The sequence below is a fragment of the Alsobacter metallidurans genome, assembly GCF_014636935.1.
Lineage (GTDB): Bacteria > Pseudomonadota > Alphaproteobacteria > Rhizobiales > Beijerinckiaceae > Alsobacter > Alsobacter metallidurans.
Map to the genome: position 1 here is coordinate 2,107,530 of NZ_BMES01000002.1, position 26,442 is coordinate 2,133,971.

At 68.9% G+C, this 26,442-nt stretch carries 24 protein-coding genes and 1 tRNA gene; 9 read left to right on the top strand and 16 right to left on the bottom strand.

Annotation, left to right across the window (positions count from 1 at the left end):
- Positions 1 to 52: 52 nt before the first annotated feature.
- The 4 genes from IEV99_RS20195 to IEV99_RS20210 are packed head-to-tail and all read right to left on the bottom strand — an operon-like array spanning position 53 to position 3,520.
- Positions 53 to 1,255 carry an acetyl-CoA C-acyltransferase gene (locus tag IEV99_RS20195; RefSeq protein WP_188519498.1) on the bottom strand — a complete coding sequence of 401 codons (1,203 nt, stop codon included), beginning with the start codon at positions 1,253 to 1,255 and terminating at the stop codon, positions 53 to 55.
- A gap of 11 nt (positions 1,256 to 1,266) precedes the next feature.
- Positions 1,267 to 2,196 (bottom strand): SDR family NAD(P)-dependent oxidoreductase, encoded by a 930-nt coding sequence (locus IEV99_RS20200; protein ID WP_188519499.1) that lies wholly within the window; start codon positions 2,194 to 2,196, stop codon positions 1,267 to 1,269.
- An 11-nt stretch (positions 2,197 to 2,207) separates the two neighbouring features.
- Positions 2,208 to 2,699, bottom strand: coding sequence for a MaoC family dehydratase (locus IEV99_RS20205; protein ID WP_188519500.1), 492 nt, complete (start codon positions 2,697 to 2,699; stop codon positions 2,208 to 2,210).
- Entirely contained in the window at positions 2,699 to 3,520 is an 822-nt protein-coding gene (locus tag IEV99_RS20210) for an SDR family oxidoreductase (RefSeq protein ID WP_188519501.1), read from the bottom strand. The genes IEV99_RS20205 and IEV99_RS20210 overlap by 1 nt, the downstream gene beginning before the upstream one ends.
- Before the next feature lie 133 nt (positions 3,521 to 3,653).
- On the opposite strand from IEV99_RS20210, the gene IEV99_RS20215 reads away from it, so the two are divergent.
- Positions 3,654 to 4,310 (top strand): TetR/AcrR family transcriptional regulator, encoded by a 657-nt coding sequence (locus IEV99_RS20215; RefSeq protein ID WP_188519502.1) that lies wholly within the window; start codon positions 3,654 to 3,656, stop codon positions 4,308 to 4,310.
- A gap of 24 nt (positions 4,311 to 4,334) precedes the next feature.
- On the opposite strand, the gene IEV99_RS20220 is transcribed toward IEV99_RS20215, so the two are convergent.
- The 7 genes from IEV99_RS20220 to cpdR form a co-directional block, all read right to left on the bottom strand.
- The gene (locus IEV99_RS20220) at positions 4,335 to 4,874 is read right to left on the bottom strand and encodes a hypothetical protein (protein ID WP_188519503.1); all 540 of its coding nucleotides are present in this window, start codon (positions 4,872 to 4,874) and stop codon (positions 4,335 to 4,337) included.
- A gap of 16 nt (positions 4,875 to 4,890) precedes the next feature.
- A complete protein-coding gene (locus IEV99_RS20225) occupies positions 4,891 to 6,066 on the bottom strand; it encodes a zinc-dependent alcohol dehydrogenase (RefSeq protein ID WP_188519504.1) in 1,176 nt (391 codons plus the stop codon).
- A gap of 203 nt (positions 6,067 to 6,269) precedes the next feature.
- Positions 6,270 to 7,289: a Gfo/Idh/MocA family protein gene (locus IEV99_RS20230; RefSeq protein ID WP_188519505.1), complete on the bottom strand. Its 1,020-nt coding sequence runs from the start codon at positions 7,287 to 7,289 to the stop codon at positions 6,270 to 6,272.
- Entirely contained in the window at positions 7,286 to 8,335 is a 1,050-nt protein-coding gene (locus IEV99_RS20235; RefSeq protein ID WP_188519763.1) for a Gfo/Idh/MocA family protein, read from the bottom strand. The genes IEV99_RS20230 and IEV99_RS20235 overlap by 4 nt, the downstream gene beginning before the upstream one ends.
- Positions 8,332 to 9,513, bottom strand: a complete 1,182-nt coding sequence (locus tag IEV99_RS20240; protein ID WP_188519506.1) for an extracellular solute-binding protein — start codon at positions 9,511 to 9,513, stop codon at positions 8,332 to 8,334. Before IEV99_RS20240 ends, IEV99_RS20235 begins: the two co-directional genes overlap by 4 nt.
- Before the next feature lie 255 nt (positions 9,514 to 9,768).
- Positions 9,769 to 9,843, bottom strand: a tRNA-Val gene (locus IEV99_RS20245).
- A gap of 69 nt (positions 9,844 to 9,912) precedes the next feature.
- Positions 9,913 to 10,278 carry a cell cycle two-component system response regulator CpdR gene (gene cpdR / locus IEV99_RS20250; RefSeq protein ID WP_244643996.1) on the bottom strand — a complete coding sequence of 122 codons (366 nt, stop codon included), beginning with the start codon at positions 10,276 to 10,278 and terminating at the stop codon, positions 9,913 to 9,915.
- Between the two features lie 154 nt (positions 10,279 to 10,432).
- On the opposite strand from cpdR, the gene IEV99_RS20255 reads away from it, so the two are divergent.
- Both IEV99_RS20255 and hisN read left to right on the top strand, forming a co-directional pair.
- Entirely contained in the window at positions 10,433 to 11,323 is an 891-nt protein-coding gene (locus IEV99_RS20255; protein ID WP_188519508.1) for an N-formylglutamate amidohydrolase, read from the top strand.
- A gap of 493 nt (positions 11,324 to 11,816) precedes the next feature.
- On the top strand, positions 11,817 to 12,599 hold the full coding sequence (hisN, locus tag IEV99_RS20260; protein ID WP_188519509.1) for a histidinol-phosphatase: 783 nt from the start codon (positions 11,817 to 11,819) through the stop codon (positions 12,597 to 12,599).
- On the opposite strand, the gene IEV99_RS20265 is transcribed toward hisN, so the two are convergent.
- Entirely contained in the window at positions 12,600 to 13,592 is a 993-nt protein-coding gene (locus IEV99_RS20265) for an alpha/beta fold hydrolase (protein ID WP_188519510.1), read from the bottom strand. It abuts the gene before it with no gap.
- A 64-nt stretch (positions 13,593 to 13,656) separates the two neighbouring features.
- Positions 13,657 to 13,986, bottom strand: a complete 330-nt coding sequence (locus tag IEV99_RS20270) for a hypothetical protein (RefSeq protein ID WP_188519511.1) — start codon at positions 13,984 to 13,986, stop codon at positions 13,657 to 13,659.
- A gap of 248 nt (positions 13,987 to 14,234) precedes the next feature.
- Here IEV99_RS20270 and IEV99_RS20275 point away from each other — a divergent pair, with 248 nt between their 5' ends.
- The gene (locus IEV99_RS20275) at positions 14,235 to 14,720 is read left to right on the top strand and encodes an Hsp20 family protein (RefSeq protein ID WP_188519512.1); all 486 of its coding nucleotides are present in this window, start codon (positions 14,235 to 14,237) and stop codon (positions 14,718 to 14,720) included.
- 100 nt (positions 14,721 to 14,820) lie between these two features.
- On the opposite strand, the gene IEV99_RS20280 is transcribed toward IEV99_RS20275, so the two are convergent.
- A complete protein-coding gene (locus IEV99_RS20280) occupies positions 14,821 to 15,804 on the bottom strand; it encodes a hypothetical protein (protein WP_188519513.1) in 984 nt (327 codons plus the stop codon).
- A gap of 96 nt (positions 15,805 to 15,900) precedes the next feature.
- Positions 15,901 to 16,956 carry a threonine aldolase family protein gene (locus IEV99_RS20285; protein ID WP_188519514.1) on the bottom strand — a complete coding sequence of 352 codons (1,056 nt, stop codon included), beginning with the start codon at positions 16,954 to 16,956 and terminating at the stop codon, positions 15,901 to 15,903.
- A 158-nt stretch (positions 16,957 to 17,114) separates the two neighbouring features.
- Between IEV99_RS20285 and IEV99_RS20290 the strand changes: the two genes are divergently transcribed.
- The 5 genes from IEV99_RS20290 to IEV99_RS20310 all read left to right on the top strand — a co-directional run bounded on the left by IEV99_RS20290 (position 17,115) and on the right by IEV99_RS20310 (position 25,404).
- Positions 17,115 to 17,363, top strand: coding sequence for a hypothetical protein (locus IEV99_RS20290; protein ID WP_188519515.1), 249 nt, complete (start codon positions 17,115 to 17,117; stop codon positions 17,361 to 17,363).
- Positions 17,364 to 17,569: 206 nt separating this feature from the next.
- Positions 17,570 to 22,288, top strand: coding sequence for a glutamate synthase large subunit (gene gltB / locus IEV99_RS20295; RefSeq protein WP_188519516.1), 4,719 nt, complete (start codon positions 17,570 to 17,572; stop codon positions 22,286 to 22,288).
- A 126-nt stretch (positions 22,289 to 22,414) separates the two neighbouring features.
- Positions 22,415 to 23,836, top strand: coding sequence for a glutamate synthase subunit beta (locus IEV99_RS20300; RefSeq protein ID WP_188519517.1), 1,422 nt, complete (start codon positions 22,415 to 22,417; stop codon positions 23,834 to 23,836).
- Positions 23,837 to 23,974: 138 nt separating this feature from the next.
- On the top strand, positions 23,975 to 24,955 hold the full coding sequence (locus IEV99_RS20305) for an SPFH domain-containing protein (RefSeq protein ID WP_188519764.1): 981 nt from the start codon (positions 23,975 to 23,977) through the stop codon (positions 24,953 to 24,955).
- Between the two features lie 8 nt (positions 24,956 to 24,963).
- Entirely contained in the window at positions 24,964 to 25,404 is a 441-nt protein-coding gene (locus IEV99_RS20310; protein WP_188519518.1) for an NfeD family protein, read from the top strand.
- A gap of 4 nt (positions 25,405 to 25,408) precedes the next feature.
- Here the strand turns inward: IEV99_RS20310 and IEV99_RS20315 are convergent, their stop codons facing one another.
- The gene (locus IEV99_RS20315) at positions 25,409 to 26,410 is read right to left on the bottom strand and encodes a KpsF/GutQ family sugar-phosphate isomerase (RefSeq protein ID WP_188519519.1); all 1,002 of its coding nucleotides are present in this window, start codon (positions 26,408 to 26,410) and stop codon (positions 25,409 to 25,411) included.
- Positions 26,411 to 26,442: the final 32 nt, after the last annotated feature.

Genomic DNA, 26,442 nt, shown 5'->3' on the forward strand with positions numbered 1-26,442 from the left:
CGACAACAGGCTGACCGAGCGACATGGCGTGTTCCCCTACGAAACGAATTGCTTAAGCGATCTCGAACAGGCCGGCGGCTCCCATGCCGCCGCCCACGCACATCGTCACCACCGCATAGCGGGCGCCGCGGCGCTTGCCCTCGATCAGGGCATGGCCCGTCATGCGGGCGCCCGACATGCCATACGGATGGCCGATCGAGATCGCGCCGCCGTTGACGTTGAGCTTCTCGTCCGGGATGCCGAGCCGGTCGCGGCAATACAGAACCTGCACGGCGAAGGCCTCGTTGAGCTCCCAGAGCCCGATGTCGTCCACCGTCAGCCCGTGCTGCTTCAGGAGCTTCGGCACCGCGAATACGGGCCCGATGCCCATCTCGTCCGGGTCGCATCCCGCCACCGCCATGCCGCGATAAATCCCGAGCGGCTGCAGGCCGCGGCGTTCCGCCTCGCGCGCTTCCATCAACACGCTGGCCGAGGCGCCGTCCGACAGCTGCGAGGCGTTGCCGGCCGTGATGAAGCGGCCTTCGCGAATGCGTTGGCCGTCCTTGAACACCGGCTTCAGCGCACCGAGCTGCTCGGCCGTGGTGCCGGGGCGATTGCCCTCGTCCTTGCTGAGCCGCGTTTCCACCGACGACACGGCCCCGGTGGCCTTGTCCTGCACCAGCATGCTGCTCGGCATCGAGACGATCTCGGCGTCGAAGCGCCCCGCCGCCTGCGCGTCGGCCGTGCGGGCCTGCGACTGCGCCGCATAGGCGTCCTGCGCATCGCGGCTCACGCCGTAGCGCTCGGCCACCACCTCGGCGGTCTCCAGCATGCTCATGTAGAGCGCAGGCATGCGCTCCACGAGCCAGGGGTCCTGCGCGCGGTAGCGGTTCGCGTGCTCGTTCTGGCAGAGCGAAATCGACTCCAGCCCGCCGCCCACCGTCACCGTCATGCCGTCCGCGACGATCTGCTTGGCCGCGATCGCGATCGCCATGAGGCCGGAGGCGCATTGCCGGTCCACGCTCATGCCGGCGACAGAGGTCGGCAACCCGGCCCGCATGGCGGCCTGCCGGGCAACGTTCATGGTGGTGGAGCCCTGCTGCAGGGCCGCCCCCATGATGACGTCGTCCACCTCGGCCGGGTCGATCCCGGCTCGGCTCACCGCCGACGCGATGGCGTGGCCGCCCAGCGCCTGCGCCTGCGTGTCGTTGAACGCGCCCCGATAGGCCTTGCCGATCGGTGTGCGCGCCGTCGAGACGATCACGGCTTCCCGCATGGTGTTTCTCCCTATCGGCTCGCCTGAAGGTCGACGCCCTTGTGCTTGGCCGCCATCCTGACGAACTTGTCCGTCTGGTGAAAGGCTTCGGTGAGCACGCTCTCGTTGGCCGGATCCGAGATCGCGGCGAAATGCGCCGCGACGCCCTCCGGCGTCCGCTGCGCCTCGTCGAGATAGACGCCCTCGGTCTCGGTGATCACCGTCTGGGCGAACACCCCCGCGCCCGCGCCCAGGATGGTGCGCGACGGCGCGACGTCCGACACGAGGTAGAGCACGCCCGGCGTGATGAACTCCGGCCGCAGCAGCTCCAGCGCCTCGGGCGACATCAGCTGCTCGGTCATGCGCGTCGCCGCCGTGGGAGCGAGCGTGTTGACCCGGATGTCGTGCTTGCGCCCTTCCAGGTGCAAAACGTTCATGAGGCCCACCATCGCGGCCTTGGCGGCCCCGTAGTTCGACTGCCCGAAATTGCCGTAGAGCCCGGACGACGACGACGTGAAGACGATGCGGCCGTAGTTCTGCTGGCGCATCGTGTCCCAGACGGCCTTGGTGCAGTGCACCGACCCCATGAGGTGCACCTCCACGACCTTGCGGAAGTCGTCCATCTCCATCTTGGCGAAGGTCCGGTCGCGCAGGATGCCGGCGTTGTTGACCAGGATGTCGACCCGTCCCCAGCGGGCCAGCACCTCGCCGACCGCGGCCGTCACGGCCGCGAAGTCGGTGACGTCCACCGCGCACGCCATGGCCTCGCCGCCGGCCGCCTCGATCTCGGCGACGACCTGCTCGGCCGCCGTCGCGGACCCGCCCGAGCCGTCCAGCGCGCCGCCCATGTCGAGCACCGCCACCTTGGCGCCGCGCTCCGCCAGCCCCAGCGCGTGGCTGCGGCCCAGGCCTGCCCCGGCGCCGGTCACGATCGCGACCCGTCCGTCGAACCTGATCGTCATCGATGTTCTCCTCAGCCCAGCACGCGCAGGGTCAGCCAATCGGCCACGATGGCGGGCTTTGCCTGCCCGTCGATCTCCACCGTCACGCTTACCCGCAGCATCAGCTCCGTCGGCGAGCGCTCGGTGATCTCGGTCAGCGCGAAGCGGCCGCGCACGCGCGATCCCGGCCGCACCGGGCTCACGAAGCGCAAGCGCTCAAACCCATAATTCACGCCCATCGCCGAGCCTTCCAGCGACGGCACTGCGTCATACGCCATGACGCTCAGCAGCGAGAGCGTCAGGAAGCCATGCGCGACCGTGCCGCCGAACGGCGTTTCGGCCGCACGGGCCGGATCGATGTGGATGAACTGCCGGTCATGCGTGAGATCGGCGAAGCCGTTCACCATCTCCTGCGTGACGTCGATCCAGGCCGATACGCCGAGCTCGCGCCCGACGCTGGCCTTGTAGTCGGCGAGCGAAATTGCGCGGCGTGGCCCGGCCGCGGGCAGCTCCGCCTCCAACATCACTCGACCTCGAACAGTTTGTGGCCGCCTTCAACCGCGACGCCGCCGTCCAGCGGCAGGATCGCGCCGGTCGTGTAGGCGCCGCCGCGCCCGCACAGGAACAGGAGCGCGCCCGCGATGTCGCTCGGGCGGCCGATGCGCCCCATGGGCACCGTGGCGGCCGTTTTGGCCCGCATCTCCTCCTCGGCGGTGGCGAAGGCCATCATGCGGCTCGGGAAAGGCCCGGGCGCAAAGGCGTTCACGGTGATCTGCCGCCCCGCGAATTCCCGCGCCAGGATCTTGGTGAGGTGGTGCACGGCCGCCTTGGAGGCCGAGTAGGAGTAGGGCCCCTCGCCCATCGGGGCGGAGCCCATCACGGAGCCGAGATTCACCACCCGCGCGGGTTCGTCCGGCGTCGCGGCGGCGGTGAGCTCCGGCAGGAGCTCGCGCGTCAGCGTGAACAGGCCGGCCACGTTCACCGAGAACACGCCCTCCCACGCCTTCCACGGGAACGTGCCCATAGGCTCGCCCCAGGTCTTGCCGGCGTTGTTGACCAGGATGTCGAGGCGCCCTCCCACCCGGTTCTTGACCTCGGCCGCCAGCGCCATCACGCCGGCTTCCGTGCCGACGTCGCCCGCAAAGCCCTCGCAGCGGCCCGGGGCGCCCAGCGCGTTAAGCTCCGCGGCCGTGGCCTCGCAGGCCTCGCCCTTGCGCGACGCGATCAGCACCCGCGCGCCCGCCCGAACCAGCGCCTCGGCGCACATCCGGCCGATGCCGGTCGCGCCGCCGGTCACTAGGGCGGTTTTGCCCGCCGCCGAGAAAAGAGACTCCAGATAGTCCATAGGGCGTCCTCCCGGGTGCAACACGACGGACTGGCGCGACCGCCAACATACCGAGTAGTATGCAGCCTGACGCGGCGCTGTCCAGTGCTTAGGATGATGCGGCCGCAGCCACGCCGATGGAAGCCGAACGCCCATGAAGCCGCGAGACGCGCAGCATTCCGAACGCCCGGCGCGGGTGAACGATACCGCGCAGCGCCGCGACGAGATCCTCGTCGCGGCGGCGGAGTGCTTCATGATCAACGGCTTCGAGGCGACCTCGATCGACATGATCGCGCGCCGGATGGGAGCCACCAAGGGGCTCGTCTACCACCACTTTCCCGCCAAGGCGGACCTGTTCTTCGCCGTGATCGAGCACGGCATGGACCTGTGCTTCCAGGCGGCCCGCCCCGCCGCGGAGGGTCCGGGCGACGGCGCCGCGCGCCTTAGGGCCGTGCTGGAAGCGCACGCCCTCACGATGATGGAGAGCGTGGCGTTCCAGAAGGTGAACACGCAGGGCGTCGAGATGCACATGCACGGCGCCAGCACGCCAGATCAGCGCGCCATGCTGGCGCACCTCACCGGGCGCCGCGACGCCTTCGAGGCGCTGATCGGCGACGTGCTGGAGGCGGGAGCGTGCGACGGCAGCATCGCGCCCGGCGATGTGCGGCTCACCGTCAAGGCGCTCCTTGGCGCGCTGAACTGGATGACGATCTGGTATCGCCCCAGGCCGGGCGACGAGCGTGCCGGTCGCCAGGCTATCGCCCGGACGCTGGCTGATACGCTACTGAACGGCGTCGTGCGAAGAGCGTAGCGGGCAGGCGCCACCCGCCGAAGCTCAGGCTGAGCCGGCCGTTCGGGCCGTTGTGCCGATCCGCCGGGCGGCTTCTACGCCCTGGGGGAAGCCCGTCCGGTCGGCGAACTTCCGCCGGTCGCCCGCGCCATTGCGGCCATGCGCCACCTTCGTGGCCCTGGCGGCCGCGATGTCGAGCACCGTCACGCCGACCACCATCGCGATGGCGAGCGCGACGTTATCCCGCCGCCGGTTGCCTGGCCGCACCAGCCCCACCGCGAGGGTCGCGATGTCGAGCCCGTCGCCCGCCACGCGGCTCGCCAGGCCGAGGTGCTTTTCGGTCGAGAGCGTCATGACGCCGGCCGCGATCTCGCGCGCCCCATAGGCGCGCACGAGCGGCTCCATGCCGCGCATTCCGAGCGCGCGGGTGATCTTGCGCGGCGCCAGGAGCTCGGTGAGGCCCAGGCCGATGCTGAACCAGCCCAGGCCGCGCGTGAGCTTGTCGGCCATCGTCAACGAGCTTGGCCCGCTGCGCAGGATCTTGGGATCGCCCTTGGCGCGGACGAGGTTGCTGAGAGGGAACATGGGGCAGCCTCCGGTTTCAGGGCTTCAGCACGACTTTGATGCAGTCGTCCTGCTTGTCGCGGAACAGCTTGTACATGTCGGGCCCGTCCTCGAGCCGCACCGTGTGGGTGATCACGAAGGAGGGGTCGATCTGGCCCTCCTCGATCCGCCGCAGTAGGTCGTCGGTCCACCGTTTCACGTGCGTCTGGCCGGTCCGGAACGTGATGCCCTTGTTCATCGCCATGCCGAACGGGATCTTGTCCACCAGGCCGCTATACACGCCCGGGATCGAGATCACGCCGGCGCCGCGGCACACGTAGATCATCTCGCGCAGCACGTGCGGCCGGTCGTTCTCCATCATGAGCATCTGCTTGCCGCGATCGTAGATCGTATCCGGCAGCGACATGGTCACGTGGCTCTCCATGCCGACGCAGTCGATGCACTTGTCCGGGCCCTTGCCGCCCGTGAGCTCGTTCAGGCGCTCGATCACGCTCTCATCCATGAAGTTGATCGTGATGGCGCCGCCGGCCTCCGCCATGCCAAGACGCTCCGGCACGCAGTCGATCGCCACCACCTGCTTGGCGCCGAGCAGGATGGCGCTGCGGATGGCCATCTGACCCACCGGCCCGCAGCCCCAGATCGCCACCGTGTCGGTGGGCTCGATGTCACATTGCGCGGCGGCCTGCCAGCCGGTCGGGAAAATGTCGCTGAGGAACAGCAGCTTCTCGTCGGGTATGCCGTCCGGCACCTTGATGTGCGTGGCGTCCGCGAAGGGCACGCGCAGGTACTCGGCCTGCCCGCCCGGATAGCCGCCCGTAAGGTGCGTGTAGCCGAACAACCCCGCCGTGGCGTGGCCGAAGGCCTTGTCGGCCAGATCCTTGTTACGGTTGCTGCGTTCGCACACCGAGTAGTTGCCGCGTCGGCACTGGTCGCACTCGCCGCAAAAGATCGTGAACGGCACGACGACGCGGTCGCCCTTCTTGAGCTTGCCTTTCGCCGCCGACCCGACCTCCACCACCTCGCCCATGGCCTCGTGGCCCATGATGTCGCCGGGCATCATCGCCGGAATGAAGTTATGGAAGAGATGCAGGTCCGAGCCGCAGATCGCACAACTCGTCACCTTGATGATAGCGTCGCGGGAATCCTGGATTTCCGGGTCAGACACGCGGTCGCAGCGGATGTCTTCCTTCCCGTGCCAGACAAGGGCTTTCATGGGCGGCTCCTTTTGAGGCGCCCGACGAACAAGGCCGCGAAGGATGCTCGCGGGAGGCGCTGGAACGAGCGCGCAAGATCCTGAACGAAGGGCAAGGCATGCATGGGGCGGCAATGGCCCATGCCGCCCAACGTTCCGGCCGCGCAGCAAGCGCACGGTATGGAACAGCCCCAGCCGTCGACCCCGCTCAGGACCTTGCGGGCCTACGCCTTCGAGGTCGGTGCGAACTGCGCGACCTGGAGTATCTCGTCCACGAGCCGCTGCGACGCCAGGGCCTCCGCCCCCGTGACCACGGGTGGGCGGCCGGTCGCGATCGCGTCGAGGAAGTCCGCGATCACGGCGCGATGGGCGTCGTGCGGGAAATCCATGATGTTCGCGCCGCTGCCCGTGCTGCCTTCGGCTTCCACGGTCTCGGTCCGGCCATCCACGAAAGCAAGTTGCAGGCGCCCGCCCACCAGCGACGCGAAGCCGCTTTGCCCGATGATCTCGATCCGCTCCGGGTAACCGGGCGGGGCCGCCGTGGTGGTCATCAGCGTGGCGGGCGAGCCGTTCGCGGTTTCGAGCAGGGCCGAGACGTAGTCCTCGGTCTCCATGCGATGCAGCGCCGTGGTGCGCGCCTGCGCGGCGACGACCCGCGACACGCCGACCAGCGACCTGAAGAGGTCGAGAGAATGGATGGCCTGGGTCAGCAGCACGCCGCCGCCGTCGCGTGCGAACGTGCCGCGGCCGGGCTCATCGTAGTAGCTCTGCGGCCGCCACCAGGGCACCGACAACGAGGCGGCCTGGACCGGTCCCAGCTCGCCGCCGTCCAGCGCAGCCCGAAGACGCAGGCTGGCGGGCCGAAAGCGGTGCTGCAACACAACGCCGAGCGTCCGTCCGGTGCGCTCGGCCGCCGCCACCAGCTCCGCCCCGCGCGCGCTCGTGAGCTCGATCGGCTTCTCCACCAGCACGTGCTTGCCGGCCTCGAGGCAGCGCACCGACACGTCCCGGTGGCTGCTCGGCGGCGTCAGCACGATCACGGCGTCCACCTGCGGATCGACCAGCACGGCCTCGAGATCGGTTGTCACCCGAAACGGGAACTGCCGCGCGAAAGCGTCCGCCCGCTCCTGCGAGCGGCTCACCGCCCAGCAAACCTCAGCCCTGTCCTGCAGATCGAGGAGGCTCTTGGAATGCGGCAGCGACGCCGGCCCCAGCCCCACGATCGCGACGCCGGTCCTGCTCATGCGAGAACTCCAGAATGGGAATGCGCCGGCCGCCCTTTTCCTGGCTCCAGCCGCACGGCCTGCGCCTGCGCCCGCAGGGCGAGCCGGCAAACCGTGAAGACGTGCCGCTGCGGCGCGGCGGTTTCGGTGCGGTCCGCCACGTCGCGGACGAGGTTGCGAAAGTAGAGCAGCGGCTCGCCCGAGGCGTCGATGTGGCGCATACCGGCCTTGTCGACCACGAACACGTGGTCGGTCCCGGGCCGCCCGGCGATGTCGACATATTTGCGCAGCTCGATCGTGCCCTCTGTGCCCAGGATCGTGAGACGCCCGTCGCCCCAGGTCGGCAGCCCATCGGCCGTGAACCAGTCCACCCGCACATAGCCGCCGGCCCGGTCGCTGCGCAGCAGCACCTCGCCGAAATCCTCGAAGTCCGGCAGGTCCGGCCCGCCGAAGTGCCCTGTCGCAGACGCCACGATGGCGGCGTCCGTCGATCCGGTGAAATGCAGGAACTGGTCGATCTGGTGCGACGCGATGTCGGTCAGGATCCCGCCGAACCGCGCCTTGTCGAAGAACCAGTCCGGCCGGATCGCTCGGTTCAGCCGGTGCGGGCCGAGCCCGATGGTCTGCACCACCCGGCCGATCGCCCCGTCGGCGATCAGCTTGCCGGCCACGATCGTGGCCGGAACGATGAAGCGCTCCGAAAAGCACACCGAGAAGATCCGGCCCGTCTCGGCCACCGCCGCCTCCACGTCGGCGAGCTGCGCCGCCGTGGTGACGCCGGGCTTGTCGACCATCACGTCCTTGCCGGCCCGCATGGCCCACACCGCCAGCGCGGCGCGATCCGCCGGAACGGCCGCGCACACGATCATGTCCACGGAGGCGTCGTCCAGCAGCGCGTCGCGGCTCGCCTCTCGAAGATCGGGGAAGCGTTCGCGAAAGCCCGCCAGAACGCGTGGATCGGTCGTGTGCGGGTCGAAGCCGGCGCATGTCGCGCCGGCCTCCAGAAGGCCTCCCACCATGTGGAAGATGTGCCGGTGGTCCAGCCCGATGGCGGCGAACCGCATCAGTTCGGCGCTCCGTGGCCGACGCCGATCTCCTGGTCCCAGCGCCGGAACGCCGCCACAAGGCGCTCGGGCGTCAGCGGCGGCCGCGTCGGCGTCTTGGCGATCAGGTCGTCATACATCGGCCGGCCGTACTCCTTCAGCACGTCGCGGCTTTCCTGCGGGGCCATCGCGAGCGTCACGCCCTTGATGGCGGGGCCCGGGTAGAAATAGCCCTTGTCGTAGGTGGCCGACTGCGCCTCCGGCTTCAGCATGTAGGCCATCAGCGCCAGCAGCGCCGGCAGCTTGGCTTCCGCAGTGCCTTTCGGAATGCACATGAACTGCGTGTCCGGAATCCAGTGCGTGTTGGCGAGCACGAACACCTCCGCCTCCTTCGGCACGATGCCGAGCGCACGCGGGTTGATGTCCCACCCGAAGGTCGAGACGATCACGTCGCGGGTGCCCTCGCCGAGCTCCTTCATGGTGGGCGTGGTGCCGCCCGGATAATAGTCGATGCCGGTCCCGAGCTCCTTCAGGTAAGCCCAGGTTTTGTCCCAGCCCTTCATGGGGTCGGACGGATCGGCGTCGTTCAGGATGTAGGGAAGGCCTTGCAGAAAGGTCCAGCCCGGCCCGGAATTCACCGGCCGCGCATAGGTGAAGCGCTTCGGGTTCTGCTTCACATAGGCCAGGAACTCCTCGGCCGTCTTCGGCACGGTCTTGAGCCGGTCCGGCGCATATTCGAACAGCGGCCCGGAGGGCGAATACACCACCGCGACGCCTTCGTTCTGGCCGAAGTTACGCTGCATCATCAGCGCCTGCTCGTGATAAACCTCCTCGGCCTTGGGCAGCTCGGACGCGCGCGACTTCCACACATCGATCCAAAGCCCCTGCTGGATGCCGTCCGACATGGCGCCCGGCCCGGTCAGCACGAGATCGATGTCGACGCGATTCGCCTGCTGCTGCGCCTTGATCTTGGCCGGCAGCTCGGGCGACGGCGCCCGCGTGAAGGTGGCGCGCGACACCAGCTTGGGGTTTTCGCGCACGAACCGCTCGATCGCGGCCTGCGTCAGCTGCAGATTGCCGGCGACGTCGACGATACTGAGTTGCACCGGCGCGGCGGCTGTCTGTCCGAAGGCGCCTGTCGCCTGCAGGGCCGCAAGCCCGGCCGCTCCGCCGAGCACGCGACGGCGTGTGAGATTGGTCATGGTTCCTCCCCGAAGTCCGGGCCGTCTGTTGCGGCCGTTACTCCCCGTCGGACCGTTCAACACGGTCGGGCGGGCGCGCCTCGGCGAAAACCGAAACGCCTGCCATCCTGACCGAACGCAGGGTTGATGCAACCGCCGTTTGCGGAGCCTCTCGCAACGGAGCAGTGCAGCGGACGCGCGGAACGAGCCAGCCGCGCACGCAACAAAAAACCCCAGGCTTTCGCACTGGGGCTTTCCGCGGCTATGAGGCCGAAATGGTGGGCGCGACAGGGATCGAACCTGTGACCCCTACGATGTCAACGTAGTGCTCTCCCGCTGAGCTACGCGCCCGGCGTCGACGCGAGGTCGACCGCGAGTGGCGCGGGTATAGCCACTCGGTTCGGAGATGGCAAGCCTCGATCAGGCCGCCTGGAGCAGCTTCTGGACCTCGTTCACCAGATCGCGCAGGTGGAACGGCTTGGACAGCACCTTGGCGTCCTTGGGGGCCTGTGAGTCGGGGTTCAGCGCCACGGCCGCGAAGCCGGTGATGAACATGACCTTGATGTCGGGGTCGAGCTCCGTGGCGCGGCGCGCCAGCTCGATGCCGTCCATCTCGGGCATCACAATGTCGGTGAGCAGCAGCTCGAACGGTTCTTCGCGCAAACGATTATAGGCCGACAGCCCGTTGTCGAACGAAGCGACGTTGTACCCGGCGTTCTCCAGCGCCTTGACCAGAAACCGACGCATGTCGTTGTCGTCTTCGGCCAGGAGGATGCGGGTCGTGATGGTGGTTTCAGAAGACATGGAGAACTCCGGACGACATCCTCATGAAGCGCGATGAGGGTAAATTTCCCGTGAAAGACGATACCCGTCCCGATCGTGGACAGCTCGGACGGTTGCAGGCAGACTTCATACCAGCCTTTGCGCTCGCGGACACCCGATGACACACAGCCCCGCCGACCTGTTCGCTCCCGCTTTCCAGATCCACGAACCGGCCGCGCTGGCGACCCCGCTGGTGTTCAACTCCCCGCACTCCGGCCGCATCTACCCGGACAGCTTCGTGGCGGCCTCGCGGCTCGACGCGCTGACGCTGCGCCGTTCGGAGGACACCTTCGTGGACGAGCTCTTCGCCGAAGTGGTCGGCCGGGGCGCGCCCTTGATGACGGCTCACTTTCCGCGCGCCTATCTGGACGTGAACCGCGAGCCCTATGAGCTTGACCCGCGCATGTTCGACGGCCGCCTCCCGGCCTACGCGAACACGCGTTCGATGCGGGTCGCGGGCGGGCTCGGCACCATCGCGCGCATCGTCGGCGACGCGCAGGAGATCTACGCCAGGCGCCTGCCCGTCGACGAGGCGCTGCAGCGCATCGACCAGATCTACAAGCCTTACCACCGCGCCCTCGACAAGTTGCTGCAAAGGAGCCTGCGCCGTTTCGGCACGGTCTTGCTGGTGGATTGCCATTCCATGCCGACCGGCGTGGCGAACAGGGATGACCATTCGCGCGCCGACGTGGTGATCGGCGATCGCTACGGGTCCAGCGCGGCGGGGCTGTTCGCAGACGTGATCGAGCACGAACTTTATACCCGCGGCTATGTGGTGGCCCGCAACAAGCCCTATGCGGGCGGTTTCATCACGGAGCACTACGGCGATCCGGCCGGCGGCTGCCACGCAATCCAGATCGAAATCTGCCGCGGCCTCTACATGGATGAGCGCAAGTTCACGCGCACGGCCAATTTCGCCCGGGTGTCGCAGGACCTGATGGCGGTCGCGGACGCGCTGATAAGAGAAATCGACCTGTATCGGAGCGCAGGCCGGCTGGCGGCCGAGTAGCCTCGCAAGCCCCCCTGAAAAGAAAGAGGCCGCCAGCGATGCCGGCGGCCCAAGTCTAGGGAGGAAACGCCCAAGGAGGGCTACGTCGAACGCGCGAGGCGCGTCCCAACGCCCGATGAATATCGCATTGCACTGCACAATTTACAAGAGCCTTTTCGCCCAGATCCGCAAGCTGCCTCACATCAAAAATTGATGTTGCGCCCCAATTAGCCACTGTTTTCCGGCATGCGTGCACTGCAGCACAGCCCCCACACGAACCTGATAGTTCGCGTATGAACCCTCCAGAGCTTCGACCCCGGGCGACCTCCGTTTGCCAACGCGTCGGCGTTTCACTATCACGGCCGGGCTTCGTGCCTCGGCCTCGCACGCGTGAGCCTCGGGCGCGACGGCGGACCTCCGAACGCAGCTTGCGCGGCTTTGGCGGAACGCTGCATTCTGCGCCGGGCGGGCGGCCAGTCCGTTCCGGCGCCCTTGCGTCAAACGGGATGGATCGATGACGGCCGTCGACTTCGCTGCATTCGTGGACGACCTCGCCACCCTGTCCGGCAAGGCGATCCTGCCGTTCTTCCGCACCACCATGGCGGCGGCGGACAAGTCGCGCGGCGGCGTGTTCGATCCCGTGACCGAGGCCGACCGCGCCGGCGAGGCCGCCATGCGGCAGATGATCAAGCGCACCTTCCCGTCGCACGGCATCGTCGGCGAGGAATATGGAGACGAGCGCACCGACGCCGAGTTCGTCTGGGTTCTGGACCCGATCGACGGCACCAAGGCGTTCATCTCCGGCCTGCCGACCTGGGGCACGCTGATCGGGCTCACGCGCAACGGCGAGCCCTGCTACGGCATGATGCACCAGCCATTCACACGCGAGCGTTTCGCAGGCGACGGCGGCGAGGCGAAATGGCGCGGCCCTACCGGCGAGCGCGTGCTGCGCAGCCGCACGGGCGTGAGTCTGGCCGACGCGACCATCTCCTGCACCACGCCTCGCATGTTCGAGGGCGCGGAGCTCGAATCCTTCGAGCGGGTCGAGAAGGAGGCCCGGCTCGCCCGCTTCGGCTGCGATTGCTACGCCTACTGCATGCTGGCCGCCGGCCTCATCGACGTCGTGATCGAAACGAGCTTGAAGCCCTACGACATCGTCGCGCTTGCGCCGATCATCCAGGGCGCAGGCGGCGTCGTGACAACCTGGTCGGGCGAGTCCCCGGCCAAGGGCGGCGCCGTCGTGGCGGCCGGCGACCCACGGCTGCACGAACAGGTGCTGCGGCTGCTGAACGCGTGATCACGCCAGGGCGGGTTCGGTCCCGGCTCTTGCGGCATCAGCCTTCGCCGGAGGGGCGGCGCCCGGAATAAACGCGTCGAACGCGGCCCAGAACAGGCTCCGATAAGCATCGCGCTCCACCAGCAACTCGTGCATCGCGCCCGGCAGGATCACGGCCCGTCCGGCCTTGAGGCGCGCCGCGAACCGCTCGGCCGCCGCCGTCACGGTGACGACGTCGGCCGTTCCGGCCACGATCAGCATCGGCGTCGCGATCTGCAGCGGCACGTTGGGATCGCGAAACGGCTCCATGGCGCGAAAGGCCGCATGCACCCAGCCGATGGTGGGGTCGCCCAGCGCCAGCTCCGGCGCCGCCGCGATGATGTCGGCCGTCCGCGCATACCTGGCCGGATCGGAGGTCAGCGGATTGTCGGCGAACGGCTTCGTGTTCACGGCCGTCTGACCGCCGCCCGGGATGTAGGCTCCGCCAAGCCCGAGCACGTCGAGCGCCGCAGCGAGCAGGCGAACGCGCCGGGGGCGGCGCAGGCCCGAGATCTCGATCATTGGCGCGGATAAGACGACCCGGTCGAACAGGTCCGGCGTTTGCATCAGCGCGCGCAGCAGCACGCAACCGCCCATGGAATGCGCCAGGGCGAAATAAGGCGCCGGGCACGAGCGGCGCACCACGTCCCCCATCACGGCATGGAGATCGGCGTCGAAGTCCGCGAAGTCGTCGACATGGCCCTTGCGGGGATCGACCAGCAGCCGCTCGGAGCCGCCCTGCCCGCGCCAGTCGAACGCCACCACGGCGAAACCGCGCCGTCGTAGTTCGGCGATGACCTCGAAATATTTCTCGATGAACTCGGACCGGCCCTGCAGGATGCAGACCGTCCCGCGGGTCCGCCGGGACGTCGGCCGCCAGCGCGCGACGCGCAGGCGCACGCCGCCCGCGCTGGTCACCGTCCCGGTGACGGGGTTGGACGGGATCGGATTACCAGGGGTCGCAACGAGGTCCACGATCGCTCCTGCAGGTGCTGCGAAGCGTTATACGCCATCGACGGCCATCTGACAGGGTCCGGCGTCAGAGCCGTGCGTCGGCAGACTTGCGCGCGCCCGGGTCGGCGCCGCCTTGGACGGGCGCGAGCCCGGTGATTTCACCCGTGAAGGCGTCCACCACCGTGCGCACGCGCTGGCCGCGGGGGCTGGACGCCTCGGCCAGCCAAAGCGCGCCTTTCCGGCGGACGTTCCTGATGTCCGAGTACCCCTGCCGCCCGAGAACGGTCTCGACCGCGCCCGGCTCCAGGCCGCCTCGCGAGACGTCGTCGCCGGCGCGCGCGGTCGGAGGGCCGAACGCAAGCGCGCCCGCAAGCAGGGAGGAGCAGACAAGGGCTGATCGAACGAAAGCGCGCATGGGGTCAAACTTTCGGGAGCCGCCGCTGGTCCCGCCTTGGCGTCTCCTATGTCGCCTTCACCCTGAACGGCGTTGGAAAACTTCGTTCACGCGCCGTTCATGCGCGTCGGCGGGATCGCGCGAAGGGGGTCTTGAAGGTCGGAAAACCGATGCCCACCTGAGGGATGCGCAGGCCACAATGGCTGCGCTGAACGGCCGGTCCGGCCATCCGGCGGACCGCCCGCATGTCGCTTCTAGGAGGATATGCTATGCGTAACTACGATCTTTCCCCCCTTTACCGCTCCACCGTGGGCTTCGACCGCCTGTTCTCCATGCTCGACCAGATGGGCAACGGAGACCCGGCCGCGAGCTACCCGCCCTACAACATCGAGCGCACCGGCGAGAACGCCTACCGCATCTCGATTGCGGTCGCGGGCTTCACCGACCAGGACATCGCCATCGAGGCGAAGGAAAACGGCCTGACGGTGCGCGGCGAGAAGCAGGTCGCCGGCGGCGACCGCGCCAGCGAGGTGCTCTACCAGGGCATCGCGGCCCGCAGCTTCGAACGTCGTTTCCAGCTCGCCGACTACGTCCAGGTGACGGGCGCGAGCCTCGAGAACGGCCTGCTGCACATTGACCTCGTGCGCGAGATCCCGGAGGCCAAGAAGCCCCGCCTGATCCCGATCAGCGCCGGCCAGAAGACCGTGATCGACACGACCGCGAAGGTGGACTCCACCGCCCGCGTCGCGGCCTGATCGCCAACCCGCACCGCAACGTGAAGGGCGGCCGCTTGGCCGCCCTTTCTGTTTGGGGCCTTTGCGTCGGCGATGCGCGATCGCCGACGCGGGGCCGATCTCAATCCAGCGTCGCCGGCGGTACGCTGGGCGTGGGCGTGGACGGGCCCTTGTTGCTGGAGTCGTCCAGCGGCGCGACCGGCACGGACGCGTTTGGCTGCCCCGTCTTGGGATCCACCAGGGGCTCGGGGATCCGCTGCGGCGCCGGAGCGGCCTGGCGAACGGCCGGAGCGGCAGGCTCCTCGGCGGCCGGCTTCGGGGGCGCGACAACGGGCGGCGTCGTGGTGGGAGGCACAACCGTCGGGGCGGGCGCGGGAACGGCCTGTGGGGCGGCGGGCTTGATCGCGTCCTGCTCCGGCGCGGCCGGGCGGGCCGCCGTGCTGGCGGGTTTGTCGGGAACCGGCGCGGGCTGGGGAACAGCCTGTTCGGTCGGCTTTGGCGGGGTCGGAACCGCCTTCGGCTTGCGTGGCGCCGCCGGCGCCGTCGCGGCGTCGGGCGTGCGGGCCTCTCGGTTGCGCGGCGGTCGTGCGGGCGTGCGCTCGGCGCCGAACGGATCCGGCGTGGATCGGAGGTTGCGCCGCTCCAGCTGGTCGTCGCCCGGGAAGGACGGCAGGTCGCGATAAGGATCACGATAAGCCCCGCCGGGCACGCCGCGGGGCGGGGTTGGAACCGGCGCATCATAGGCGCGGGCGCCGACGACAAAACTCTCCAGCATGCGGCCGCTCTGGGCGTCCAGCGTCACGTGGACCCGAAATCCGCGCCGATCAACCGCGTCGGCCTCATACACATCACCCACGGAGCGGATGCGCATCACACGCTGCATGCCGTACCGGGCGTAGAGGATGTCGGCGATTTCTTCCGGCGCTACGCGGAAACCGAACCATTGGGCGCGCTCGACCAGAGCGCCAACCGGCGCGTCGATGGAACCGAGCGGCGCCGCCAAGACGGGCGTGGCGGCCGTGAGCGCCGCGAGCGCAAGAGCGCCGCGGCGGGCAAAGCGACGGACGGCCCCGGCGTGAACGCCGGCGGCGATGAACGCGAACATACGGGCTTGCTCCCTCGAATGGCAGGCGATCGAGGGTTAAAGAGCGATTAAGGCGGCGCTGCGACGGACAGACGTCGTGATTCGTCGCAGGCGGAGCTAGCCCCGCGCGATCGCGACAAGCTTGGCGATATCATCCTCGCGGGTCGCGAAGGAGGTCACGAACCGGGCGAAAACGTCGTCAGCCGCGATCGCGAACCCCTCCGGCATGCTGCCGCTCGACCACGGTGCGAAACGAACGCCGGCATCTTTCAGCCGGGCCGCCACGGCGGCCGGCAACGACACGAACACTTCGTTGGCCTGCGTGGGCCAGACGCGCCGCACGCCCGCGACGGCGGCCAGCCCCTCGGACAACGTGCTCGCAACCGCGTTTGCGTGCCGCGCGTTATGCATCCAGTGGTCGTCCTGCAGATAGCCGACCATCTGGGCCCCGAGGAGGCGCCCCTTGGACACGGTGTGGCCGCCCCGCTTGCGGCGGAAGGTGAAATTCTCGGCCGTAGCCTTGTCGAAGAACACCACGGCCTCGCAGGCGAGGCCGCCATTCTTGGTGGCTCCGAACGACACCACGTCCACGCCCGCCTTCCAGGTCATCTCGGCCGCCGTGCAGCCAAGGCCGGCCAGCGCGTTGGCGAAGCGCGCCCCATCGAGGTGGACCTTCAGGCCGTGCCGCTTCGCCGTGTCGGCGATCAACCCGATCTCCTCCAGCGTGTAGAGCGTGCCCGCCTCGGTCACCTGCGAGATGGACACGCAGGCCGGCTGCACCGCCTTGGCGACGCCCTTCGGGAAGCGCTCCAGCGCGGCTTCCAGCCCGGCGGGCGTGAACTTGCCGGCGGCGCCCGGAATGCCGACGATCTTGGCCCCGGCCGTGAACATTTCGGGCGCGCCGCACTCGTCGTCGAGCACATGCGCCTCGGCGTGGCAGAACACCGCCCCCCAGGGCGGCGTCAGGGCCGCGAGCGCCAGCGCGTTCGCGCCGGTGCCGGTCGCGACCAGCGACGAGACGCACTCCCGCTCGAACACGTCGCTCAGCATGGCTTCAGCCTTGGCCGTGTGGGCGTCCGCCCCATAGGCGCCTTCGGCGCCCTGATTGGCGGCCAGAAGAGCTTCGAGCACCGGCCGGCTGGCGCCGACCACGTTGTCGCTGGCGAGGTTCATGTGTGGGTACCCGTCGATCGGAAGCGTCGCGGCGCACGATGCATTTCTGCGCCGGGCGGGCAAGCCCCCGCACCGCACGGCGGCGGTGCGTCGGGCGAGGGCCGCGGGGCCTCGGAGGGTCAGACACTTGCGCGCCGGCAGCCGCGACGTTCACTTCCTTGCGCGACGGAAACCGGCACCGCAACATTCTTGCGAAAGCGACGAAAAATGGCCCTTGTGCGGCGTATGGTTATCTGGCATTGTCCGGCCCCAATAGGACAGCGATGCTGTCCCAATTTGCAGGGCTCAGGCCCTCTATTTATGGCGGACGCCACGTGCGGATGATGGGTGCGGATACGACGATGACGGTGCGCGGCAAGGCCGCCACGCGCGATCGTAAACGCGCCACCCGCAAACACGCGGGCTGAGCGGGCGCACGCTGGTTCTTCGGAACCGGACGCCCGCGGGGAGCGGGCGCAAACGGGGCGCGACCGGACCTCCCAACCACAAGACCGACCCCGACCCGGATGGGCCGAGCCTGCAGGATCGAGCAGGATTGCGCCGACCGGTCGAAGCAGGATGGGCCGCGTCAGAGGCGGCTCGAGGGACGACACCGGACCACACGAGGGCGACCATGAGCGAGCGGACAGAGCAGGCCCCCATCGGCGCGAGCTTCGAGGCTTCGAAGCGCATGTCGGCCGATCGCACGCCCCTCGTCGTGCGCGACCCCGGCCTGCCGGAAGCCCAGGGCCTTTATGATCCGGCGCGCGAGAGCGACGCCTGCGGGGTCGGCATGGTCGCCGACATGAAGAACCGCAAGTCGCACGCCATCGTCGAGATGGGCCTGCAGATCCTGCTTAACCTCGACCATCGCGGCGCGGTGGGCGCGGACCCCAAGGCCGGCGACGGCTGCGGCATGCTGGTGCAGATCCCGCACGCGTTCTTTTCCGAGGAGGCGACCCGCCTCGGCTTCGCGCTGCCGCAGGCCGGCGACTACGCCGCCGGCATGCTGTTTTTGCCGCGTGACGCCGAGGGGCGGAAGCTCTGCGAGAGCATCGTCGAAAAGGTCATCGCCGATGAAGGCCAGCAGTTCCTCGGCTGGCGCGACGTGCCGGTGGACAGCTCCGGCCTGGGCGAGAGCGTCAGGCCGACCGAGCCCTGCATCCGGCAGGTCTTCATCGGCCGCGCCGCCTCCACGGAGGCTGGCGACGCCTTCGAGCGCCGGCTCTTTATCCTCCGCAAGGTGATCTCCAACACCATCTACGACATGCGCGACGCGCGCACGAAGGGGTTCTACCCCGTGTCGTTGTCGTCCCGCACGATCACCTACAAGGGCATGCTGCTGGCCGGCCAGCTCGGCGAGTACTTCAAGGACCTCACCGACCCGCGCTTCGCCTCCGCGCTCGCGCTGGTTCACCAGCGGTTCTCCACCAACACGTTCCCGACCTGGTCGCTCGCCCACCCCTATCGGATGGTCGCCCACAACGGCGAGATCAACACGCTGCGCGGCAACGTGAACTGGATGGCGGCCCGCCAGGCCTCCGTCGACAGCGAGCTGTTCGACACCGAGATCTCCAAGCTCTGGCCCATTTCGTATGAGGGGCAGTCCGACACAGCCTGCTTCGACAACGCGCTCGAGTTCCTGGTGCAGGGCGGCTACTCGCTGGCCCACGCCGTGATGATGCTGATTCCCGAGGCCTGGGCCGGCAACCCGCTCATGGACGAGGACCGGCGCGCCTTCTACGAGTATCACGCCGCCCTGATGGAGCCGTGGGACGGCCCCGCCGCCGTGTGCTTCACGGACGGCCGCCAGATCGGCGCGACGCTGGACCGCAACGGCCTGCGCCCGGCCCGCTACCTGGTCACCGACGACGGCCTCGTCGTGCTGGCGTCCGAGTTCGGCGTCTTGCCGATTCCAGAGGACAAGATCGTCACCAAGTGGCGCCTCCAGCCCGGCAAGATGCTGCTGATCGACCTCGATCAGGGTCGCATCGTGTCCGACGACGAGATCAAGACCTCGCTCTCCAACGCCAACCCCTATCGCGAGTGGCTGAAGCGCGGCCAGATCATCCTGGAGGACCTGAAGCCCGTCGAGCCGCGTCAGTCGCGCACCGACGTGAGCCTGCTCGATCGCCAGCAGGCCTTCGGCTACACGCAGGAAGACCTCAAGCTGCTGATGTCGCCGATGGCGGTCACCGGCCAGGAAGCCGTCGGCTCCATGGGCACCGACACGCCGATCTCGGCGCTGTCGTCGCGCTCCAAGCCGCTGTTCACCTATTTCAAGCAGAACTTCGCCCAGGTCACGAACCCGCCGATCGACCCGATCCGCGAGGAGCTCGTGATGAGCCTCGTGTCGTTTATCGGTCCGCGCCCGAACATCTTCGACCTGGAGGGCTCTTCGCGCCGCAAGCGGCTCGAGGTGCGACAGCCGATCCTCACCAACGGTGATCTGGAGAAGATCCGCTGCATCGGCCACTTCGAGGACCGCTTCGACACCAAGACGATCGACTTCACCTACCCGACAGAGCAGGGCGCGGCCGGCATGGCGGGCGCTCTCGAGCGCCTGTGCGAGCGCGCCGAGGCGGCCGTGCATGGCGGCTACAACATCATCATCCTGTCGGACCGGCAGGTAGGGCCGGACCGCATCGCGATCCCGTCGCTGCTCGCCACCGCGGCCGTGCACCACCACCTCATCCGCAAGGGGCTGCGCACCTCGGCGGGCCTCGTGGTGGAGACTGGCGAACCGCGTGAGGTCCACCACTTCTGCTGCCTCGCCGGCTACGGCGCGGAGGCCATCAACCCTTATCTGGCGTTCGACACGCTGGCCGCCATGCGGGGGGAGATCCCCGAGGAGGTCGACGAGGACGAGATCGTCAAGCGCTACATCAAGTCGGTCGACAAGGGCATCCTGAAGGTCATGTCCAAGATGGGCATCTCGACCTACCAGTCCTATTGCGGCGCGCAAATCTTCGACGCCGTCGGCCTGCAGAGCGCCTTCGTGCAGAAGTTCTTCTTCGGCACCGCCACCACCATCGAGGGCGTCGGCCTGGAGGAGATCGCCGAGGAGACCGTGCGGCGTCATCGCGACGCCTTCGGGGACGCACCGGTGTACCGCAACGCCCTCGACCTCGGCGGCGAGTACGCCTACCGCATCCGCGGCGAGGATCACGTCTGGACGCCCGACACCGTCGCGACGCTGCAGCACGCCGTGCGCCACAACGCGCAGGACCGCTACCGCGAGTTCGCCCGGCAGGTGAACGAGCAGGAGAGCCGGCTCACCACCATCCGCGGCCTGTTCAGGATCCGGACCGCGGCCGACCGCGGCGTCAGCCCGGTTCCGCTGGACGAGGTGGAGCCCGCGGCCGACATCGTGAAGCGCTTCGCCACCGGCGCCATGTCGTTCGGCTCCATCTCCAAGGAGGCGCACGAGACGCTCGCGATTGCGCTGAACCGCATCGGCGGCAAGTCCAACACCGGCGAAGGCGGCGAGGAGCCGGAGCGCTTCGTTCCGCTCGCGGACGGCCGCTCCAAGCGCTCGGCCATCAAGCAGGTGGCGTCGGGCCGCTTCGGCGTCACGGCCGAGTACCTGGTCAACGCCGACGTCATGCAGATCAAGATCGCGCAGGGCGCCAAGCCCGGCGAGGGCGGCCAGCTGCCCGGCCACAAGGTCGACGCCGTGATCGCCAAGGTCCGCCACTCGACCCCGGGCGTGGGCCTGATCTCGCCGCCGCCGCACCACGACATCTACTCCATCGAGGATCTCGCGCAGCTGATCTTCGACCTGAAGAACGTGAACCCGGCCGCCGACGTGTCGGTGAAGCTGGTGTCCGAGGTGGGCGTCGGCACCGTCGCGGCGGGCGTCGCCAAGGCGCGCGCCGACCACATCACGATCTCGGGCTTCGAGGGCGGCACGGGCGCGAGCCCCCTCACGTCCCTGAAGCACGCCGGCTCGCCCTGGGAGATGGGCCTCGCCGAGACCCAGCAGACGCTGGTGCTGAACCGCCTGCGCGGCCGCATCGCCCTGCAGGTCGACGGCGGCCTGCGCACCGGGCGCGACGTCATCATCGGCGCGCTGCTGGGGGCCGACGAGTTCGGCTTCTCCACCGCGCCGCTGATCGCGGCCGGCTGCATCATGATGCGCAAGTGCCATCTCAACACCTGCCCGGTTGGCGTCGCCACCCAGGACCCGGTGCTGCGCAAGCGCTTCAAGGGCACGCCCGAGCACGTCATCAACTACTTCTTCTTCGTCGCCGAGGAAGTGCGCGAGATGATGGCCGAGATGGGCTTCCGCCGCTTCGAGGACCTGGTCGGCTGCTCCGAGCTGCTCGACAAGCGCGAGGCCGTGAGCCACTGGAAGGCGCGCGGGCTCGACTTCTCGCGCATCTTCCACAAGCCCGACGTCGGCCCGGACGTGCCGGTCCGCCACGTCGAGCGCCAGAAGCACCCGATCGACGCGGTGCTCGACCGCAAGCTCATCGCCGAGGCCATGCCGGCCATCGAGGGCGGCGCTCCGGTGCAGCTCCGCTCCACGATCCGCAACGTCGACCGCACCACCGGCGCGATGCTGTCGGGCGAGGTCGCCAAGCGCTACGGCTACGCCGGGCTGCCGGACGACACGATCCGCATCCGCCTCGACGGCACCGCCGGCCAGAGCTTCGGCTCGTTCCTGGCCGCCGGCGTCACGCTGGAGCTGGTCGGGCAGGCCAACGACTATGTCGGCAAGGGCCTGTCGGGCGGCAAGCTGATCATCCGCCCGGCGGATGACGCCCGCGCGCCGGCCGAGCACTCCATCATCGTCGGCAACACCGTGCTGTATGGCGCGATCTCAGGCGAGTGCTACTTCCGCGGCGTGGCCGGCGAGCGCTTCGGCGTCCGCAACTCGGGCGCGGTGGCGGTGGTGGAAGGCACGGGCGACCACGGCTGCGAGTACATGACGGGCGGCGTCGTTGTGGTGATCGGCCCCACGGGCCGCAACTTCGCGGCCGGCATGTCAGGCGGCATCGCGTACGTGCTGGACGAGGACAAGACCTTCCGCAAGCGCTGCAACCTCAGCATGGTCGACCTGGAGCCCGTCGAGGAGGAGGAGGAGCTGCTGGAGCGCCTCCACCACCATGGCGGCGACCTGGAGACCAAGGGACGTATCGACATCATGGCCGACATGTCGGGCCACGACGAGGAGCGCCTGCACCAGCTCATCAGCGATCACCTGCGCCACACGGGCTCGACCCGCGCCAAGGAGATCCTGGAGAACTGGACCGACTACCGCACCCGCTTCGTGAAGGTGATGCCGGTTGAGTACCGGCGCGCCCTGCAGGAAATGGACAAGCTCCGCACGCTGCAGGCGGCGGAGTAAGGCTCACCCGGACCGCGGGCTCCCGGGCCCGCATCTTTGACTGCGACCGAGCGGCGATGCGGGCCACAAGCGCCCGCGTCTCCCGCAGCCGGGTGCAAAACGTGAGGCGAGGCCTCGGAGACGACGATGGGCAAGGTCACAGGCTTTCTGGAGTTCGACCGGCAGGAGCAGAAGTATCAGCTCGCCGGCGACCGCATCCGCCATTTCCGCGAGTTCACGCTGCCGCTGGACGAGAAAGACGTTGGCCGCCAGGCCGCGCGCTGCATGGATTGCGGCGTGCCCTTCTGCCATTCCGGCCCGGGCTGCCCGGTCAACAACCAGATCCCGGACTGGAACGACCTGATCTACGCCAACAACTGGCGCGAGGCGGCCCGCAACCTCCACTCCACCAACAATTTCCCCGAGTTCACCGGCCGCATCTGCCCCGCGCCCTGCGAGGAAGCCTGCACGCTGAACCTCGAGGACATGCCGGTCACCATCAAGACCATCGAGCAGGCCATCGCGGACAAGGCCTGGGCCGAGGGCTGGGTCGTGCCCGAGCCGGCGGAGCAGAAGACCGGCAAGCGCGTCGCCGTGGTGGGCTCCGGCCCGGCCGGCCTCGCGGCCGCCCAGCAGCTCGCCCGCGTCGGCCATGACGTCCACGTCTTCGAGCGCGAGAACCGCGCCGGCGGCCTGCTGCGCTACGGCATTCCGGACTTCAAGATGGAAAAGCGCCACATCGACCGGCGCGTCGCCCAGATGGAGCAGGAGGGCGTGACCTTCCACTACGGCGTCAACATCGGCGTCACCAAGCCGTTCGCCGAGCTTACGGCCGAGTTCGACGCCGTGCTGATGGCCGGCGGCGCCGAGGACCCGCGCGACCCGCGCCTGCCCGGCCAGGAGCTGGCCGGCGTCCACTACGCCATGCCGTATCTCACCCAGCAGAACCGCCGCGTCGGCCAGGAGCCGGTCGAGGAGGTTCCGATTACGGCCGGCGGCAAGCACGTGGTGGTGATCGGCGGCGGCGACACGGCCTCCGACTGCGTCGGCACCTCCTTCCGCCAGGGCGCGCTGTCGGTGACGCAGCTCGACATCCGCCCCAAGCCCCCGGTGCGCGAGGACAAGCTCGCGGTGTGGCCGTACTGGCCGACCAAGATGCGCACCTCGTCGTCGCAGGCCGAAGGCGCGGAGCGCGAGTTCCAGGCCGCCACGCTGGGCATCGAGGGCAAGAACGGCAAGGTCGCGGGCGTGAAGTGCGCCCGCGTGGACGAGAAGCGCGTGCCGATCCCCGGCAGCGAGTTCATCCTGCGCGCCGACCTCGTGTTCCTGGCCATCGGCTTTGCGGGTTCGCAGGTTCCCGGCATGGTCGAGACCTCCGGCGTCGCGCTCGATCGCCGCAACAACGTGGTGGCCGACGAGCGCGCCTACCGCACCTCGCAGGACAAGGTCTGGGCGGCGGGCGACATGCGCCGCGGCCAGTCGCTGGTGGTCTGGGCCATTCGCGAAGGCCGCCAGGCGGCCCACGCCATCGATCTGCACCTCATGGGCGAGACGATCCTGCCCCGGTAGAACCTCCTCGCGAGTCGAGCGAAGCGAGCACCCTCCCCTTGAGGGGGAGGGTGTAAGACCGGCCGTCATTTCCTTGCAGCGCTCAAGCCCCCATATGATGCTGGCGGCCTCGGGCCGAATCAGGGGGCGGGCATGGTCATTTCGGGATTCACGATCTTCGCGATCGTGCTGGTCATCTTCGTGATCGTCACCCTGATGGCGGGCGTGAAAACCGTTCCGCAGGGCTACCAGTACACGGTGGAGCGCTTCGGACGCTATTCGCGGACGCTCAGCCCGGGGCTCGGGCTCATCGTCCCCTATGTGGAGACGATCGGCCACAAGCTGAACATCATGGAGCAGGTGCTCGACGTCCCTAGCCAGGAGGTCATCACCCGCGACAACGCCATCGTGACGGTGGACGGCGTCGCCTTCTACACGGTGCTGGACGCCGCGCTCGCCTCCTACGAGGTGTCGAACCTCCAGCAGGCCATCCTGACGCTGACGATGACCAACATCCGCACCGTCATGGGTTCGATGGATCTCGACCAGCTCCTCTCGCACCGCGACGAGATCAACGAGCGCCTGCTGCGCGTAGTGGACGCCGCCACCTCGCCCTGGGGCATCAAGATCAACCGTGTCGAGATCAAGGACATCGTGCCGCCGCGCGATCTCGTGGACGCCATGGGCCGCCAGATGAAGGCCGAGCGCGAGAAGCGCGCCGTGGTGCTGGAGGCCGAGGGCCAGCGCCAGGCGGAGGTGCTGCGCGCCGAGGGCCACAAGACCGCGCAGATCCTCGAGGCCGAGGGCCGCAAGGAAGCCGCCTTCCGGGATGCCGAGGCGCGCGAGCGCTCCGCCGAGGCCGAGGCCAAGGCCACCCAGATGGTCAGCGAGGCGATCGCCAAGGGCGACGTCAACGCCATCAACTACTTCGTCGCCCAGCAATACGTGAAGGCCCTGCAGGCGGTGGCGTCGGCCCCGAACCAGAAGGTCATCATGATGCCGCTGGAGGCCTCCTCGGTGATCGGCTCCATCGCGGGCATCGCCGAACTGTCCAAGGGCGCTTTCGGGCCCGAAAGCGCCCAGTCGGCCGGCCGCCGCGGTTCGGTTCCGCCGACCGGCGCCGGCGCGCCCAAGAGCTGAGCGGCGCGATGATCAATCTCTCGCTCGGCCCCTGGGGCTGGATCATCGCCGGACTGGTGCTGGTGGGCGTCGAGGTGCTGGCGCCCGGCGCCTTCATGCTTTGGCTCGGCGTCGCCGCCATCGCGACGGGCGTGATCACCTTCGTGGTGACGCTGTCGGGCGAAGCCACCGCATTGTTGTTCGCCGCGCTCGCGATCGGAGCCGTGGCGGTCGGCCGCCATTTCATGCGCGACCTGAAGCCCAAGGCGCAGGACCGCATCATCAACGACCGCGGCGGCGCCATGGTGGGCCGGCTCGTGATGCTCACGGAGCCGATCGCGGAAGGCCGCGGCCGCGTGCGGATCGACGACACGGTCTGGCGCGTTGAAGGCCCGGACCTGCCGAGCGGAACCGAGGTGAAGGTGGTCGGCGTCGACGGCACGCTGCTGCGGGTCGCGCCGGCGCGCTAGAAATCTAGACGGCCCCGATGCGCAGCAGGTCGAGCACGTGAACGAGGCCCACCGGCCTGCCATTCTCGGCCACAATCAGCGCGCCGATCTTGCGCGTCTCGACGATCTCCAGCGCCTCGGCGACTAGGAGGCTCGGCTCGACCGTCGTCGGGTGCGGCGTCATCACCACATCCACGGTCAGCGCCATGAGGTCCGGCTGCATGTGGCGGCGCAGGTCGCCATCCGTGACGATGCCCGCGATGGCGCCGTCGTCCTCGACCACGACGACGCAGCCGAAGCCCTTCTCGCTCATGCGCACCAGCGCGTCCGACATCCGCATGCCGCGCGACACAAGCGGCAGCCGCTCGCCGGTATGCATCACGGAGCGCACCTGCTTCAGCTGCGCGCCGAGCTTGCCGCCCGGGTGGAACACACGGAAATCATGCGAGCTGAAGGCCCGGCCTTCCAGCAGCGCCACCGCGAGCGCGTCGCCCAGCGCCAGCTGCATGGTGGTGGAGGTGGTGGGGGCGAGCCCGTTCGGGCAGGCCTCGCGCGCCTTCGGCAGCGTCAGGCAGACGTCCGCCTCCCGGCCGAGCGCGCTGTCCCGATTGGCCGTGATCGCGATCAGCCCCACCCGGAAGCGCCGCGCATAGGCGACGAGATCCGACAACTCCGACGTCTCGCCCGACCATGACAGAGCCAGGATGACGTCGTCGGCCTGAATGGCGCCGAGATCGCCGTGGCTGGCTTCGGCCGGATGCACGAAATAGGCGGGCGTTCCCGTGGACGAGAACGTCGCCGCGATCTTGCGGCCGACATGCCCCGACTTGCCCATGCCGGACACGATCACGCGCCCGGCCGCCGCCGCGATCAGCGACACGGCTTGCTGGAAAGGAACGCCGAGACCGTTCTGCAACGCATCCAGCAATGCGTCGAGACCGGCCCGCTCGGCCTCGATGGCGCGAAGGGCCGACGGCAGCGCCGGAAGCGCAGGCGCGACTCGCGCGCCAGGTGCGGATTTGGACATGGCCCGCCCATAGCACGGAGACGCGGCCGACG